The sequence below is a fragment of the Mucilaginibacter pedocola genome (assembly GCF_002013915.1).
Taxonomy (GTDB): domain Bacteria; phylum Bacteroidota; class Bacteroidia; order Sphingobacteriales; family Sphingobacteriaceae; genus Mucilaginibacter; species Mucilaginibacter pedocola.
Map to the genome: position 1 here is coordinate 15,580 of NZ_MBTF01000003.1, position 16,637 is coordinate 32,216.

General features: G+C 46.5%; 12 protein-coding genes. 4 read left to right on the forward strand and 8 right to left on the reverse strand.

What is annotated here, in order from left to right; all coding sequences use genetic code 11:
• Window positions 1-70: 70 nt before the first annotated feature.
• From BC343_RS05750 to BC343_RS05780, 7 genes are all read right to left on the reverse strand, one after another.
• On the reverse strand, window positions 71-607 hold the full coding sequence (locus BC343_RS05750; RefSeq protein ID WP_078346803.1) for a hypothetical protein: 537 nt from the start codon (window positions 605-607) through the stop codon (window positions 71-73).
• A gap of 84 nt (window positions 608-691) precedes the next feature.
• Window positions 692-1,195, reverse strand: a complete 504-nt coding sequence (locus BC343_RS05755) for an outer membrane beta-barrel protein (protein ID WP_078346804.1) — start codon at window positions 1,193-1,195, stop codon at window positions 692-694.
• Window positions 1,196-1,328: 133 nt separating this feature from the next.
• Window positions 1,329-1,802 carry a hypothetical protein gene (locus tag BC343_RS05760; protein ID WP_078346805.1) on the reverse strand — a complete coding sequence of 158 codons (474 nt, stop codon included), beginning with the start codon at window positions 1,800-1,802 and terminating at the stop codon, window positions 1,329-1,331.
• A gap of 123 nt (window positions 1,803-1,925) precedes the next feature.
• Window positions 1,926-2,444 carry a hypothetical protein gene (locus BC343_RS05765; protein WP_078346806.1) on the reverse strand — a complete coding sequence of 173 codons (519 nt, stop codon included), beginning with the start codon at window positions 2,442-2,444 and terminating at the stop codon, window positions 1,926-1,928.
• Window positions 2,445-2,545: 101 nt separating this feature from the next.
• Window positions 2,546-3,031 carry a hypothetical protein gene (locus BC343_RS05770; protein ID WP_078346807.1) on the reverse strand — a complete coding sequence of 162 codons (486 nt, stop codon included), beginning with the start codon at window positions 3,029-3,031 and terminating at the stop codon, window positions 2,546-2,548.
• Window positions 3,032-3,099: 68 nt separating this feature from the next.
• Window positions 3,100-3,621, reverse strand: a complete 522-nt coding sequence (locus BC343_RS05775; protein WP_078346808.1) for a hypothetical protein — start codon at window positions 3,619-3,621, stop codon at window positions 3,100-3,102.
• Window positions 3,622-3,984: 363 nt separating this feature from the next.
• Window positions 3,985-4,692, reverse strand: coding sequence for an ATP-binding cassette domain-containing protein (locus tag BC343_RS05780; protein WP_078346809.1), 708 nt, complete (start codon window positions 4,690-4,692; stop codon window positions 3,985-3,987).
• Between the two features lie 205 nt (window positions 4,693-4,897).
• On the opposite strand from BC343_RS05780, the gene BC343_RS05785 reads away from it, so the two are divergent.
• The 4 genes from BC343_RS05785 to BC343_RS05800 all read left to right on the forward strand — a co-directional run bounded on the left by BC343_RS05785 (window position 4,898) and on the right by BC343_RS05800 (window position 9,981).
• Window positions 4,898-6,379: a glycine--tRNA ligase gene (locus BC343_RS05785; RefSeq protein WP_078346810.1), complete on the forward strand. Its 1,482-nt coding sequence runs from the start codon at window positions 4,898-4,900 to the stop codon at window positions 6,377-6,379.
• Window positions 6,380-6,714: 335 nt separating this feature from the next.
• Window positions 6,715-7,806: a peptidase dimerization domain-containing protein gene (locus tag BC343_RS05790; RefSeq protein ID WP_143822078.1), complete on the forward strand. Its 1,092-nt coding sequence runs from the start codon at window positions 6,715-6,717 to the stop codon at window positions 7,804-7,806.
• 116 nt (window positions 7,807-7,922) lie between these two features.
• On the forward strand, window positions 7,923-9,377 hold the full coding sequence (locus tag BC343_RS05795; protein WP_078346812.1) for an aspartate kinase: 1,455 nt from the start codon (window positions 7,923-7,925) through the stop codon (window positions 9,375-9,377).
• Window positions 9,364-9,981: a hypothetical protein gene (locus BC343_RS05800; protein WP_143822079.1), complete on the forward strand. Its 618-nt coding sequence runs from the start codon at window positions 9,364-9,366 to the stop codon at window positions 9,979-9,981. The genes BC343_RS05795 and BC343_RS05800 overlap by 14 nt, the downstream gene beginning before the upstream one ends.
• Window positions 9,982-10,125: 144 nt before the next feature.
• Here BC343_RS05800 and BC343_RS05805 read toward each other — a convergent pair whose 3' ends face one another.
• Complete coding sequence (locus BC343_RS05805; RefSeq protein WP_078346814.1) at window positions 10,126-16,629, reverse strand: alpha-2-macroglobulin family protein; 6,504 nt, start codon at window positions 16,627-16,629, stop codon at window positions 10,126-10,128.
• Between the last annotated feature and the right edge of the window lie 8 nt (window positions 16,630-16,637).

The following is a 16,637-nucleotide window of genomic DNA, read 5'->3' on the forward strand; positions in this document are numbered from 1 at the left end:
ATGGCGAAGTTACGATTTGAAAAAGTTCTTATCGTACAAATATCCGCAGAATAGCTAAAAATGGGACAGATTAAAACCACTCGGCACGGTAGGCCACTTTAAGCACTGTAGCTTTAAGATTTTCGCCGCTGCCCCAGTTGTTGTAACCCACAGAAAAATCAAAGCTGTTGGTTTTATTTAGCCGCATTATATAGCCGGCGCTTGCTTCAATGGATAGAAATGCGCTTTTGTGAAAATCGGCCACGTAGCCGCCACCCACAAGGCCTTCAAAGTAAATCTTATCACCCAAAAAATACCGGGCGCCTGCGGTTAGGGGGATAAACGTAGCAGGTTTAGTAGGCAGCGCTTCACCTTTAAATTCGCTTTTATAATTAAACCTTGCTACTGATAATGTACCTATCAAGCTTAGGTCCTGTGCTATAGGCCATTCGCTTTTTACTGACGCACCATAGCCGTTTTTAAAAAAATTGCCATGAGGCAAATAGCCCGAGATGCCTATTCCGATCGCCCTGTTATTGGAAAATTTTTCAAAAACAGTTTTACGTTCCTGAGCCTTTGCGCAAAAACCTATTAATACCAAAGCGATAGCGAGTAGTTTTTTCATCATTTGTATTATTTCTTAAAAACGTTGGAAATATAGCGCCATTTTGCCAATTTTTCTATTAATTCTTTAAAAAAAAGCGTGATAGGTTTACCATGCGAAACGATAAGCCGCTCTTATACCGGTTTGCCTGATGCGGCCGCTGCCCCAGTTTTCGTACCGAAAGCCGAGGTCAATTGCCGTGTTTTTGCTTATTTCTATCAGAAAGCCCGGGCCAAGCGCAAAGGCAAATAATTTATCTTTTTCGTAGTTTGTAGCTATGGCGGTGCCGGCCTCGCCTTCAATGTAAAAAGCGTCGCCGAGGTAGTACTTTACGCCAGCCTTTAGGGGGATAAAGGTAGCCGCATCTGCCGATTGGGTGTTGCCAAATACCGAACTTTTATAGTAAAGGCTGGTAAAGCCTGCCGTAACCGTAATACTGGCTGCGCCCGCTATTGGTACCTCTGCCTTGCCCGAGCCACCGAAGCCAATGCTGTAAATGCTATTGGTAGGTATGCCTAAATCCAATCCAACACTAAAAGCTTTTTTAGGGGCATTTTGTGCCGATGCAGCGGCGTAGATGAACAGGAAAAATATGGGTAGCAGTTTCTTCATTATCAAAAAGTGGTTTTGGCAAATAACGCCGAAAATACAATTATAATACGCTTAACCGGCTGCAAAAACAATAAATACAAAAAGCCCCGGCGATGGATGATCGCCGGGGCCCTGATATATTTTGGTTTGTTTATTAAAAATTGAAAGCTAAGCGCGTTGCTACCTGGCCAATTGTACCGTTTTTAGACCATCCCTCGTAGCGGAAGCCTACATCGAACCCGCCCGCAAAAGTGTAGCCTACGCCCGGCGAGTAAGCAAAGAAAGTACCGCCGTGATCTTCGGTAGAAAAGGCTGCACCCAATTGCGCTTCGCCATAAAAGCCCTGATCAAAGTAGTGTTTCAAACCTGCTTTCAACGGAACAAAGCCGGCATCGCCTACATAGCGTTTGCCTTGAAAAGACGTATAACCTAACGATACGTTGAAGTTGGTGCCTTTTTCGATCGGTACATCGTATTTTAATGAACCGCCTATGGCCAGCTTATAAAAATCGCCAACGTTGCCGGTTGGTTTACCAAGTTCTAAACCGATGCTGAATTTGCCGTTTTGCGCAAAAGATACTCCTACTGATGCAGTGACGAAAAGGATCGCTAATAAAATTTTTTTCATTATGGTATTTGTTAAATGTAGCATCACAACCACCGATATATGAATATTGTTTTACAGTTAATAAAAACGCAGAACGCCCCGGTATTTGCTGGGCGTTCTGAACAAAAAAGATGTAAGGCCTATTTATAAACTGATCGCTATTCGGGCTGCTATCTGTTTTTGAGTGCCGTTTTTTGACCAGCCTTCGTATCGAACGCCTATATCAAAGCCGCCGCCAAAGGTGCATCCTATGCCGGGTGCATAGGTAAAAGCCGTTCCTGCTTCGCTCTCTGTTGAGAATGCTGCCCCAAGCTGCCCCTCCCCATAGAAAAACTGATCAAAATAGTATTTGATACCTACTTTTAAAGGAATGATACCGGAGCTAGACCTATCGATACCTGCGGTTTTAAGATAATCTTTGTATACATCCTTATAAAAGATTCTACTATAGCCGGCCGAAGCTGTGAAAAACGTGCCCTCTGCCAACGGTACATCGTATTTCAGATCGATGCCGGGAATAAACGATGAATAATCAGATGCAACGCCAACCGGAAGCCCAAGGTTTAAGCCAATGCTGAATTTTGCAGCGTCGCTGTCTTTTTGGGCCAGGCAAATAGCCGCGCTGCACGCCACAAATAGTAGCGAAAAGAGTAGTTTTTTCATTGTGTAATAGGCATTTATGGTTATTAATATTCAAAGCAAAATAATACTACTTATATTTCAAAATATGGCAACTGTAAATAATAAACTTGCGGTGTGCCCAACTAAAACCCGAAGCCAATCCGCAGCCCAATTTGCCCTATTGTGCCGTATACATCCCAGTTTTCGTAGCGCAGGCCAATATCCAGCCCATTATTAAATGCATAGCCTACACCGCCTGAGCCGGCAAAACCTGTACCGACACTTTTTGCAGCACTTATTACTGCCCCCGCCTGGCCCTCTGCATATAGGGCACCAATTAAATTGTATTTAAGCCCGGCCTTTAGCGGAATAAAACCTTTGGGCGACCAACCATCTTTTCCGCGTTGCGAGGTGTAGCCGCCCGAAAAAGTGACTGCCGTATGCTCTCCAATAGGCACATTATATTTTACCGAGCCGCCAATAGCATAATTAATAAACAGGTACCCGTCGGTTGTGGGCCTACCCAATTCGAGCCCTATGCTGAATTTTTTGCCGCTATTGGTGGTTTGGGCCATGCCCGCCATTGTTATGCCGATGGCCAATAGCAGCGTTAAAAGAATTTTTTTCATGATAATGCCTTAAACAAAAATGCCCGTAGTAATAACCCCGGGCATTATGTAAGTATGCTTGCAAATATTTAGAACCTGTAGCCTAAGCGCAGTGCTGCCATACCCGAATTGCTGCCATCTTGCGAAAAGCCTTCGTAGCGCAGGCCCGCTTCAAAGCCGCCGCTAAAGGTATAACCAACGCCCGGCGCGTAAACAAACGAGGTGCTGCCACCGCTTTCGGTAGAAAATGCTGCACCTGCTTGTGCTTCTGCAAAAAAGCCTTCGTTAAAGTAGTGCTTTAAGCCCGCTTTAACCGGGATAAGGCCCACGCCCGATTTATCTACGCCCACTGCTTTTAAGGCATCTTTAACATCGCCTTTAATAAAAAAGCGCTGGTAGCCAGCCGAACCTGTAATGAAGGTTGATGTGGCTACAGGATGTTCGTATTTAATAGAAGCGCCAATTGCTGTTGAATACAGATCGTGTAAGCTGCCTAACGGAAGGCCGGCATCTAAACCGATATTCCATTTGCCGCCTTCTGATGATGATTGTGCGAATGCACCTAATGATAAACCGCAAAGTGCGGTTAACACGAATAGAACTTTTTTCATGATAAAATATAAATTGTAATAAACATAAAAGTGGCATTGCAGGGTACCTGCTGCGTTGCCGGTTATGTTTGGTAGACGCAGAAAAAAAAGCAGTTGTTACGCCGGGAGCATGGAAAGAGTAAAATTTGATGGTTAAGGTGTTGACTTATAGCGCTAATTTTTTTATTTGCGAATGGGCGTTAGCTCCATCAAACGTTCCTATGGAACGTACAAAGGGTAGGGGATATCTGTTTTCTACCAACCAAACATCCCGATGGGATGAAAGAGAAGAGTAGCGTCCGGTACGGACGCCTGGTTGGTAGAAATAATAATAAATGACATTACGTTCCGTAGGAACGTTTGGTGCGAATACGCCTGGTTGGCTTATTTATTAGTTAACCCGATAAAGATATTCTCCAGAGTTTGGTTGTTATTTTTTGCGCGGAGGTTTTGCAGTGTATCGTCAGCCGCTATTTTGCCTTTGTTGATGATGATAACACGGTTGCATACGGCCTCTACCTCCTGCATAATGTGGGTAGACAGCACAATGGTTTTGGTTTTGCCGAGATCGGATATCAACTGGCGGATGCCTATGAGCTGGTTTGGGTCGAGGCCCGAGGTGGGCTCGTCCAGTATAAGCACTTGCGGATCGTGTAGTATGGCTTGTGCTAAACCCACGCGCTGGCGGTAGCCTTTAGATAGCTGATTTATCTTTTTATGCTGTTCGGGGCCAAGTCCGGTTTGCTCTATAACCTCGGCAATGCGCTGCTGCGGGTTGTGCAACCCATGTATGCCCGCCACAAAGGTCAAGCTTTCCTTCACATACATTTCGGTGTAAAGCGGGTTGCTTTCGGGCAGATAGCCTATATTGCGTTTTACCTCCAGCGGATCTTTGCTGATATCGAAACCGCAAACCGTTGCTGTACCGGCAGTTTGGGGTATAAAGCAGGTAAGCATTTTCATGGTGGTTGATTTACCCGCACCATTGGGCCCTAAAAAACCCAATACGCCCGGCTCGGCATTAAAGCTAATACCATCAACCGCTTTTTGCTGCCCGTAAGTTTTTGATAAACCCTGTACCGAAATGCTCATTTGGCAAATTTAGATGTTAGATGTGAGATTTGAGATATGAGAAGGAGGGAAAATATCGAACACCGAATGCCGAATGTAGAATGATGGAGTAAAACAGCCTTCGATATTCATTATTCGAAATTCGGTGTTCGATATTAATAACCTTCCGGACTTTCCGACTTACGGTCTTTCGCACTTTAATACTAAAACATATCTTTGCCTCATTATGAGCAATTCAACCGACGAACTTTTTAAAAATGTTATATCGCATGCCAAGGAGTATGGTTTTGTATTCCAGAGCAGCGAAATATATGATGGGCTTAGCGCTGTTTACGATTACGGCCAAAACGGCGCCGAACTGAAGAACAACATCAAAACCTATTGGTGGAAGGCCATGGTGCAGATGAACGATAACATTGTAGGTATCGATTCGGCCATATTTATGCACCCCACCGTTTGGAAAGCGAGCGGCCACGTAGATGGCTTCAGCGACCCGATGATAGATAATAAGGACAGCAAAAAACGCTATCGCGCCGACCAGTTATTGGAAGACCGTATAGCGACATTGGATAGCGAAGGTAAAACCAGCGAAGCTGAAGAGTTGCAACTGGAGATGGATAACGCCCTTAAAGCAGAGGACCTGCCGCGTTTGAAAGAACTCATCCTGGAGCAAAATATAAAATGCCCTATCAGCAATACTGCTAACTGGACCGATGTTCGCCAGTTCAACCTGATGTTCAGTACACAGGTTGGTGCCGTTGCCGATGAATCGGAAACTATTTACCTGCGCCCCGAAACGGCACAAGGTATATTTGTAAACTACCTGAACGTGCAAAAAACCGGCAGGATGAAAATTCCGTTCGGTATAGCACAAATTGGCAAGGCCTTCCGTAACGAGGTTATTGCCCGCCAGTTTATCATCCGCATGCGCGAATTTGAGCAAATGGAGATGCAATTCTTCGTGCGCCCCGGCACGCAGCGCGAGTGGTTCGACCAGTGGAAAGAGGCCCGCCTGAAATGGCACCTTGCCTTGGGTACCGATGCCGCTAAATACCGCTACCACGAGCATACCAAATTGGCTCACTACGCCGATGCTGCTTACGATATCGAGTTCGATTTTCCGTTCGGCTTTAAAGAGGTAGAAGGTATACACAGCCGCACTAATTTCGACCTGACTCAGCACGAGAAATACTCGCGCAAAAAAATGCAATACTTCGACCCGGAAGTTGACCCTGAGACAGGTAAGCCTTACGGTAACTACGTGCCTTACGTTATAGAAACTTCGATAGGCCTTGACCGTATGTTTTTGCTGACCATGATAAACGCCTACGAGGAAGAAGACCTGAGCACCGAAGAGAAACAGGATAGCCGCACCGTATTGCGCCTGCACCCATGCCTTGCACCGGTTAAGGCCGCTATATTCCCGCTTACCAAAAAAGATGGCTTGCCTGAAAAAGCCCGAGAGATAATGGATACCCTGAAGCTAAACTTTAACCTGCAATACGAGGAGAAGGATGCTATTGGTAAACGCTACCGCCGCCAGGATGCCATTGGTACGCCATTCTGCATCACGGTAGACCACCAGACATTAGAAGATAACACCGTAACCATTCGCCACCGCGACAGCATGGCACAAGAACGCGTAGCTGCCGCCGACCTCGAAAATATCATTGGCGATTTGGTTAGCTGGAAAAACGTGTTAGGGTAGGTTTGGCGTTTAATGCTTGGTGGTTAGCTAACCGCAAAGCACGCAAAGAAAGATCGCAAAGAGCGCAAAGTGGAAAAAAGGTCTGCTTTGCGCTCTTTGCGTTAACGGATATGCAAATTCTTTGCGGCCTTTGCGGTAAAATAGTCAGCAAGGTCGGCTTATTATTCCTCCCATTCTGAAATAAAACCCTTCCAAAATGAAAGCCTTTTATCCTCCTGGTTTTATTTTCTAAAAATTAATTTACTATCAGTTAAGTACTTAATTCGCTAAAAGCGTTGTGGTACCGGTTTTGTAATTGGCTTGCGGCTGGTTACCATGCCGGCCTAAACAATGCTATGAAGAGTTTAGCTGAATTGAATATGTCGCCGGCTGCTATGGCCGACATACTTTACGAGGACGCACTACAGTTGCTGCAAGCCATAGGCAGTAACACAGCGCCGGCAGATGTGATAATGGCCTTTATGAACGACTGTGGCTTAAGCACCCACAGGCAGGGCAATAACATTTGGTGCCTTAACCGCGCTTGCGATACCACCAAACCTACTATTTTACTTTACGCGCATTATAATGCCCTTGCTGCCGAAACAGAAGCATGCCGGTTGATGAACGGTGAGCTTTGGGGCCAGGGGCTTAATTATGGTGGCGGCAGCCTGGTAGCTTTAATGGCTGCCTTTAGGTATTATTACCATAAGAGAGATTTGCCCTATAACCTTTGCTTTTGCGCGGCTGAAGAACGCGAAAGCCATGGGGTGCCACGCTTGCCTGTAATACAAGGCCAAACCCTTAAGCCCGACTTTGCCATTGTTGGTGAACCTACCGATATGCAAATGGCCATTGCCGAAATGGGGCACCTGGTGTTGGATTGTGTGGCAAATGGAAAGGCAGGGCATGCGGGCAGAAGCGAGGGCGACAATGCTATTTACCATGCCCTGCGAGATATCAACTGGTTTGCTACTTATGAGTTTAACAAATGCGCTGCCTTTATGCCGCCCATACGTATGGCGGTATTGCAGGTTAATGCAGGCGGCGCTAATGATACTACACCGGCCGAGTGCAGCTTTACTGTGGACGTTTACTACAATACCTGTTATAGTATAGATGAAATATTGGCCACCATTGTACTGAATACGCGCTGCGGTATATCGCTCCGCGAGGATATCAGCCGCCCTGCCGAATTAAGCCGCGTGCATCCATTTGTGCAGGCGGGGCTTTCTATCGGGCTGGAAACCTGCGTATCGCCAACCAGTTCGGCCTGCGGGTGGCTGCAGGTGCCAGCCCTTAAAATTGGCCCCGGCGACCCGGCTTGTACCCGTTGCGCCGACGAACGCATTGCCGTACTGGAGATCCGCCGGGCAATTAATATCTACATCAAATTATTGGAACGAAGCCTAAGCAACCTCATTAATAAACCGGAAAGAGCGGCGTAGTTTTCTTCAACGATTCATTGACACCGATTTCACCGATTTTTTGCACCGATTTCACCGATTGATTTTGATTCCACTGATTGATTTGATTCCACTGATCTCATTTAACAAATACCATTATGAATAATTCCACATCTGCCGACCCATTACCCGGTGAGCTAACCGTAGAGAAAATAGGCGGCACTTCTATGACGGCGCTTGATGCCGTGCTGCAAAATATAATCTGTTACCCGCAGGGCAAGCCTGTTAGGTATAACCGCGTGTTTGTGGTTTCGGCCTTTTCGGGTGTTACCGATATGCTGCTCGAAAATAAAAAGACCGATGCGCCGGGCGTGTACCACTCCTTTAAGCACTACCGCGATTTTCATCGCCCACTGAAAAAACTGGTGGCTGCGTTGAAGGCTATCAATAAAAAATACCAAGCGCTTGGGCTTAACCTGCCCCTTGCCGATGCCTGGCTGGAAGACCGCATAAGCCGCGCCCGTAGATACCTGGAGAACCTTGCGGGGATACTATCATCCGGCTATGCCAATAAAGAGGGTATACTGCAGGCTGCGCGGGAGATACTGGCGTCTATAGGCGAGGCGCATTCGGCTTACAACCTGACACAGATACTACAAAACCGGGGCATCAATGCGCAACTGGTGGATCTGAGCGGGCTCGATGACCATCAGGAATTAACCATTGACCAACGTATACGCAAAGCCTTTAAAGCCATTGATACCCGTGGCGGCATTTGTGTGGTAACAGGTTATGCCAAGGGCACCGAGGGGATTATGCGCGAGTTCGACCGCGGGTACTCGGAAGTTACCTTCAGTAAAATTGCACAGGTGCTGAAGCCTAAGGAGGCCATCATCCATAAAGAATATCACCTTTCTACCGCCGACCCAATGCTGGTAGGCATGCACAACTGCCGGCCGGTAGGCTTTACCAATTACGATATTGCCGACCAACTGGCCGATGTAGGTATGGAGGCCATACACCCCAAAGCCGCCAAACCTTTAGAGGCTGCGGGTATTGCCCTGCGGATAAAAAATACCTTTGAGCCTGCGCACCCTGGCACATTGATCACCCGCGATCATGTTAGCGAGCATAAGCGGATCGAGATCATAACCGGTACCGATAAATTGCTGGTGATAGATGTTTACGACCCCAAAATGGTGGGCAGCGTAGGTTGCGACCTGCTGATCATGCAGCTTTTCGATAAGCATAACATAAGCTACACTTTTAAAACTACCAGCGCCAATAGCATATCCACCGTTATTTGGGAAAAATGCTATTCGCGCAAGCTGCAGCACGATCTGGAGAGTGCCTTCGAAAAGGTGGCCGTAGAGCCCGTTGCGCTGGTTTGCCTGTTGGGCTCAAATATGGACCGCCCCGGTTTGCTGGCCAAAAGCTCGGCCGCGCTTGCTGCATCGGGCATTAACATTAAAAGCGTAGGGGCGGCCTTCCGTAAGGTAAATGTTCAGTTTTTGGTAGACAGGCACCAGTACAAGCCCGCTATAATTGCGCTTAACCAAGCCATGCACCAGCATAGTTATGCCGATAATACTCTACTTTATGAAGAAGTATAAACGCTTGCCACAACACCCGCCCGAACAATTGAAGCGCTTACAGGAAATTGGCGAGTTGAAAAGTTGCCCGCTGGAAAAGCAGAAACCGAACGGGGAGAGCGAGGGGCAGCTTACCGACTTTGTTATCTGGCTGCGCTTACAGCATTATCGGCTGGAATATAGGTTACTTTACTATGATATGGCGGTTTGTTGTGCCTATATCCTGTTTATGTTCAGTGCGCTTAAACTTACAGCTGTGGTGCCGCAAACATGGTTCGCTGTTATTACGGTATTGGTGCTTTGCCTGTGCTGTGTACTATTTATAGCGGTGCACTTAATGCCAAATACAAGGGCAGATAAAAACCTAAAGCCCGGCGCATGGGGCAACTATTGCAGTACGCTGAAATATGGTACAGGCGCATACCGGGTTTATCTTATCGTGCTGATGCTTACATGCCTTTTATACTGGCATAACGAGCGCAACCTCGACGGGCAGCTTATTGTATGGATAATGCCTTTAGCGGCCATCCATTTTACCGCGGGTTTAAAAATGCTTAAAAGCAACCTGCAAGCTAAATTAACAACAGAGGAATACCTACGGTTGGCGGGGAAAAGTAGAGTTTAACTGCATGGTGAATTAACCGCAAAGTCCGCAAAAAAAAACGCAAAGGAGCGCAAAGTAGAAGGGTGTTTCTGCTTTGCGCTCTTTGCGTTAATAGATGTGCAAATTCTCTGCGGCCTTTGCGGTTAATTCGCAAAATATTAGGTGTTATTCCTTAAACATTATCCTCCCGCCATCGCTATGGGCATTAAACTCGGGGGCGTACATACTTTGCAGGCTGCTTACGCCGGTGGCGTAATTGCCGGGTTGTACCACGCGCAGTTCGTACTCAAAAACGTAGGTGCCTTTGTTCAAGCGGCTGAAGAAGAAATTGGTTGCCACATCTTTTGTTACCTGGTAGTATGATAGCCCGTCCTGGTATTTGTATTCGGATAGTTGGGTAACCGGTTCAGTGCCTGCGGGGCGCATATCTTTCAGGTGGATGTAATCGAAATCGCGATCCGCTTTTAAATTGAGCACTACTTTTAAAATATCGCCAGTTTTTGGCAGATGGCCGGCATCCACCACAACCAGCAGCGGGCCACTATCCGTTTGTTTTTTGATGTAGTATTTGCGCACCATCAGCACATTGGTGTTAGATGGTGTTACTTTATCCATCCGCTCGGTATACTGCCAGTACATAGCGCCCCAGTTGATGGTTTTGCCGGTGTTTGCTATCTCTACTTTTCCCAAAGCTGGTTTTATCTGCTCATCAACCCAGGTGGTTTTCAGGTACCCCGTGCCTGCATCAGCTTTAACTTCGGGTTTTAATTGTTGCAGCGGCTTGCCATCAAGCTTAATGTTTACCCCAGCGGTGTCTGATAATATATCTCCCCCTTTCAGTAGCAGGGCATAGCAGGCGGCCGCCGTAGCTTTGGTGGTTTTCCAGTTTTTGGTTTGCTTGTTACGCAGCAGCCATACCTTCATTTCGTTTACGGCGGCAGGGGTATTGGCGGCCTCGGTAAACAGTTCTATCATCAACGATTGGGTTTCAATAGGGGCTTCATACCAGTGGTAGCCGTATTTATTGGCCGCCCAGTACATCCCCAACTCGTCGGACTGCCGTGCCGTTTCGGTTAACGACTTGATGATGGCTGCCGTCGTTTCCTTATCGCCCGTACGGAACAGCGTTAAAGCCAGCATCCCTTTTTCAAATTCACTTCGGCTGGTCCATTGGGCAGCTGCGCGGGCGAGGTAATTTTTGCGCACTTCTTTTAATTCGCCATCTACTTTTGCATCGTTAAAATAGCTGCGGGCGTACCAGGCGTGTATCTCCAACCCGTGGAGATTGCGGGTTTGGTATTTCTTGTTGATCTTTCGGCTCTCTATTTCATCGTCGATAAGTTGCTTGTCAATGTACTCTATAGCGCGCGAACCTATCTGGCCGAGGGATTTAGCGTTATCCGCAGCAAGCCCCGCTTTGTTCAATTGCCCAATGCCCGCTACTATGTGCTGTGTAATGTACCTGTCGGCATAGTTACCGCCAAACCATGGGAAGGCACCATTTGGTAATTGTTTTTTTTCCAGCTTGCTTAGGTTTTGGCCAAGTTCGTAAGTGGTTTTATTCAGGTCGAACAATTGTGCTATGCGGTTTTTTTGCTCGGTTTCGTTGGTGGCATCCTGCAGCCATGGGGTTTCTTCCAGTAATACCGATTTCAATTCGGGATTCTTTTCGAGGTTGGATAGCAGCGCTTTCGAATCTGCCGTTTTCCATCTGTCGAATAACTGTTTTATTTTAGGGTATTTGTTTACGATGCCTGCCGCAAAGCTATTGGCATAAAAACGGCTGAACACCTGTTCGCTGCATTCGTAGGGGAATTCCATCATGTAGGGGAGGGCCTGCACGGCCAGCCATGCAGGGTGCTGGGTGTATTCCAGCGTAAGCGTCTTGTTTTGCAGGGTATTGCTGCCCGGGTTCAGTAGTTTATCAAAATTGAAGGTTTTGCTTTGCCCTGCACGCACCATCAGGGGCAAGGTTTCGGTAAGCAGCATGCGGTTGCTCAGTACGGGTAGCGTATTTTCTTCTCCATCGGTAAAATTACCTGCCGATGCCGTGATGCGGTAAGTTAATGCCTCTAATCCGGCAGGGATAATAAGCTTGAACGATACACCGGTTGTGGCCGCGCTATCAACCTTGAAGCTTTGTGTGCCATTCTCGCCCTTGGCAAATAGTTTAACCGGCTGCATGGTCAATGCATTAAAAAGTTCCAGTTTGGCTTCGCCCTTCAGTGCCCCGGGCGATAGGTTAGCCACCCTTGCCGAAACCGTCAGGGTATCTTCTTCCCGCAAAAAGCGTGGCATATTGGCGCTTATGCTCAATTGTTTTTGGGTTACAATAGTTTGCTCGGCATAGCCGGTTTGCAATTGTTTGTTAATAGCCAGCCCGCGGAACTTCCATTTGGTAAGCGCCTCGGGCACAGTAAAGCTGATGGTTACCTGTCCTTTATTATCGGTACGTAATTGCGGATAAAAGAAAGCTGTTTCGTTAAAGTTTTTGCGGATGGTGATGGGTTTAGAAGAAATAGCCACCTCTTCTAATTTTTTTAAAGCAGCAACCTTGCTTCTTAGCCTGCCATCGTAAACTTCGTCATACATCATATAGCCCCTTTTAGCTTTATCGGTGGGCGACGAAATAAAATTATTTAATGAGCTGAGTGTCGGTGCTTCTTCCATCGCTTGCACCACGTCCGAATTTCCCACAGGCTCGTCAATGCGTATATCGGCATTAGCGTCACCTGCCTGGCTTTTAACCCCCGGGTCGGCAAGTGATAATTCTTTTACGATTCCCAATGAGCGTCCGGGCAACAACAAAGATCTCATTTGCACAACAAGCTTTAGCCCCGTTGGCGGGCTTACTTTTTTGGTTATCCATCCTTTTGCGCTAAATAGTAACATGGCATTTGCAGGTACTTTTATTTTAAAATACCCCAGCGAATTGGTGGTTGTACTGATGTTTGTGTTGGCAATTCGAACTTTAACATCCACGGGACCGAAATATCCGTCGCCAACTACTCGCCCAACAACATCAAACCCGTTTTTTACAAGCGCTACATTCGCCTTGTATTTTGCTGCAATTTTTTTGTTGCTTAAAACATTAGGCCGTACTTGTTTGGCCGAGGTTTGAAAACTGTAATAATCAACGTTATAACTGCCGTAATAGTTAAAGCCAAGCATGTCTATTTTTTCGTAGTCTGTATTTGCTTGTGTCTCACGGTAGGGGCTATCCTCATCATTGTCATAATCGGTAATTGTATTTATCTCCCTGGAAACAGGGTCATTTCGCCATTCAAAATATCGTGTCACATATGGTATCCCGCCAAAGCTATATTGCCAACTTACCGATGGCGAAACATCATCCAGCGAGGCATCGTACATGCCGGCCAGTAATTCGGCTTCCTGCCTGCCTTCGCTGCCCGTTATTTCCAGTTTCCACTCGTCTTTTTCGCCGGGTTGCAGCTTATTGCGCATACTCAGGAATTTGATGTTTAGCGATTTAATAGTATCTGCCACTAAAATGTCTTGGTAATATTTATAAAGCCGGTTGCCTGCTACCATAGTAAACTGCACCATAAAACTGTTGCGGGTTGTAGCCGGTACCGGTATGCTTATTTTTTGCGGTTGGCCGGTACTTAAGCCTACGCTGCGGGCGCTAAGCATTTTTTCGCCGTCAAAAGTTTCCAGCAGTACTTTACAGGGTTTGTTTATTCCCATAAAAAACTCGGCGGGCTGGCCGGGTTTTACGGTGGTACTTAAAGGCAATACCCAGTGCTCTGTTTTTTGTATAGGCGCTTCGGTTGTTATATTGGTTATGTAGCTTGTTGCCGATACGGTATCTCCGCTTTCGGCACGGGCACTTATCACAAGTGCGTAAACGCCGGCCGGCGAAGCTGATAGTTTAGCCAGGTCGAGTTTTCCGGCGTCGGCTTTATTTAAGTCCAGTTCTATAGCATCTATTTTTTTCAGGCGTTGCCACTTTGCGGGGGCATCCTCGCCATCATAAGCAAAGCCCGGGAAGTTCTTATGGTAGTCGTCGCGGCTCATCAGCCATTTATCGGGTGCATCCCAAAACCGTTCCTTAAAAAACTCGCCGGGCGTTTTCAGTTCATAAATTTCTACCGTTGCTTTTCCGTTTTGGCGCTGATGGGCAGAATTGAATAGCATAGCTGTTGCGTTTGCCACATTTCCGGGCATTAGCATATCGGGTGTATTAACCTCCAGTTGAAGCGCTTTTTTACTTAACGATAATTGCGTAGATGCAGTTTGCGTTTCGCTGTTGGCATCGGTAACATCGGCATTTATAGCAAATACGTAGGTTGCATCCGGGCTGCCATCCCATCCCGGTGCAGCTAAAAACTTAAACTCAAATTTACCTTGTGCATCAGTGTTAATGGTATCGGTAGCAACCTCATCGGGCGTAGATGTGCCGGCATACCTGTTTTTACCAGTCGGGCGGCGTTCGTAGTCGATGCGGATATCTTGAGCCCGTTTCACGGAGTAAGCTACCCGTGCACCCGAAAGCCCGTAGCCCGAAAATGCATCTACACTCCCCTTAACGGTAATGCTATCGCCAAGCTTAATGGTTTTTGTAAAAGGTTCGAACGATACGCTGAAAGTTGGGCGTTTGTATTCTTCGGCCTTTACAATAGTTAAGCCATTTGCTGTAGAAAGCGAAATATTACCTCCTACAATGTTCTGTGGAATTACAAAGGACGATGCCGCAGAGCCAAACTCATTGGTTTTTAATTTCAGGGTGGCAAGCTGCTTGCTGTTTAAATCTTTCAGTTCAACTACAATATCAGCATTGGGCATTATGCTGCTTTTGTTATTTAAGGTTTGTAATTGCAAGGCCTTAAAGTAAATGGTTTGCCCGGGGCGGTAAATCTGCCTGTCGGTAAAAATTAAAGTCCTTAATTGCGGGATGCCAAAATCCATTGTAAGCGGCCGCGAATCGTAAATATATTGCTCGGGATTTGAAATATGGTCGCCTTTGTAGCTTATATCAATATCAAGTTCGGATCCGGGAATATCAAATATGAACGAGCCTGTAGCATTGGTTATTCCTTTTGCTATGACAGGTGTCTCTTTTTTGTTGGTTTTATAATTGTAAGGCCTGTATACCACGGTTATCGCTGCACCATTTATGGGTTCTCCATTTTCTCGGTCCACTACCTTTATCTCGCGCCGGCCATCGGGTAAGGAACGGATGATGTATGCCAGCCCACTAACCCTAAACGTATTAAGCTGCAGCAGGCTATCTTTAGCAATTGCTTGCTGTGCTACCAATACATAAGCGCCCTTGTTCAGGGCATCTATTTTAAATTCGGTGCTGTGTTCTTTATAGTCGTTTTCAAACGGGAGCGTTAGCACTTCATCCCGCAAGGGTTTTAGTTTTTTTAAGTAGGCTTCGGTTTGTTTGCCGGGCAATACTTGTCCATCGTGTTCATCCATTTTTTGCATCAGCTTAAGCTGAGCATCGGTAATGGGGTAAACACGGTAACGTGCTGCCTTAATGTTGCGGTAGGTGATGAGCGAAAGTATGGGCTTATCTAAAGGGTTAATATCTTCGAGCCTTACCAGTAGCCTTTTTTGCCTTACATCCAGCATAAGGTTATAGGCGCGTATCCAGGCGGGGCTTTTTGGGAGTAATTCAAAGGCTTGTTTTAAATAAACCATGGCCAAAGCCGGCTTAGCATTGTCGTTATAATGGTTGCCAATACTGTATAAAGCATCGGTCCTAAAATTACCTGCCGATGTATCGGCCGCAATAGCTTTTAACGCCGTTATATACAGCGTGTCTTTATTGATTAAATTTCCATGATTATAAATAAATTCCAACCTTTTCAGGTCGAGGTCGGCAAGTGCTTCATGGTTGTTTTTACTCAAATGGAAGGCAATGCTTTGTTGCAGGTATTTTACGCCGCGGTATAGTGTAGAGTTGGTATCGGTAGTAGTAATGGCTAACTGTGAAAAGGCTTTGGCATCGCCAAACAGGCGTTCATCGGTTAGCGCAAAGGGCATTTTTGGCCGGGTGATGGCAGGCTCGTCTGCCAGGAAGTATTCAAAGGCGCGATGCAGCAGCAGGTCGTAAAGGGTGGGGCGCAGGTAGCGTGTGTTTTTATCGCCTTCTAAAATACCATCCAATATGCCAATGGGCGTTGCCTGTTCGCGTTCAGCATCCTGCAACGATGCCGCATACAGCCGCGTAGTTTCGTCTATTAGGGTGGGCAGGCTCCAGTTGCGGAAATCGATACCCGGTTTCTCTAAACGACTGCGGTCGGCAAACATATAACGGTTTTGGCTATAAAACTGCCAATACATATCAGCCAAAAACGATTGCAGGATAGGCTTTACAGGAAAATCAGATTTGTCGATATCTGCTTTTAGCGTGGTAATTACATTCTCCAACGCATCATCTTCCAGGTAGGTTTGCAGCTTTAAATGGTAAAGGGTTGCCCGTATTATCTCGGGTGTTTTACCTTCTTGGCGTGCCAGCTCATCTAACTTGTTTACTTCGGCAAGGGCCGATTTGGGCAAGCCAACATTCACCAGCGAATCTATCTTAAATACAAGGTTATGGTAACGGTAATCTTTTTGTGCCGATGCGGTTTGCGCCAGCAGTAAAAAGCAGGCAATAAAAAAGCATCCAGCAATTTTGGGGAATTTATTTAGCATGAGATTTA

Coding starts and splice junctions, on each gene's coding strand:
- BC343_RS05750 (WP_078346803.1), bottom strand. CDS start 607: ATGATGAAAAAACTACTCGCTATCGCTTTGGTATTAATAGGTTTTTGC.
- BC343_RS05755 (WP_078346804.1), bottom strand. CDS start 1,195: ATGAAGAAACTGCTACCCATATTTTTCCTGTTCATCTACGCCGCTGCA.
- BC343_RS05760 (WP_078346805.1), bottom strand. CDS start 1,802: ATGAAAAAAATTTTATTAGCGATCCTTTTCGTCACTGCATCAGTAGGA.
- BC343_RS05765 (WP_078346806.1), bottom strand. CDS start 2,444: ATGAAAAAACTACTCTTTTCGCTACTATTTGTGGCGTGCAGCGCGGCT.
- BC343_RS05770 (WP_078346807.1), bottom strand. CDS start 3,031: ATGAAAAAAATTCTTTTAACGCTGCTATTGGCCATCGGCATAACAATG.
- BC343_RS05775 (WP_078346808.1), bottom strand. CDS start 3,621: ATGAAAAAAGTTCTATTCGTGTTAACCGCACTTTGCGGTTTATCATTA.
- BC343_RS05780 (WP_078346809.1), bottom strand. CDS start 4,692: ATGAGCATTTCGGTACAGGGTTTATCAAAAACTTACGGGCAGCAAAAA.
- BC343_RS05785 (WP_078346810.1), top strand. CDS start 4,898: ATGAGCAATTCAACCGACGAACTTTTTAAAAATGTTATATCGCATGCC.
- BC343_RS05790 (WP_143822078.1), top strand. CDS start 6,715: ATGAAGAGTTTAGCTGAATTGAATATGTCGCCGGCTGCTATGGCCGAC.
- BC343_RS05795 (WP_078346812.1), top strand. CDS start 7,923: ATGAATAATTCCACATCTGCCGACCCATTACCCGGTGAGCTAACCGTA.
- BC343_RS05800 (WP_143822079.1), top strand. CDS start 9,364: ATGAAGAAGTATAAACGCTTGCCACAACACCCGCCCGAACAATTGAAG.
- BC343_RS05805 (WP_078346814.1), bottom strand. CDS start 16,629: ATGCTAAATAAATTCCCCAAAATTGCTGGATGCTTTTTTATTGCCTGC.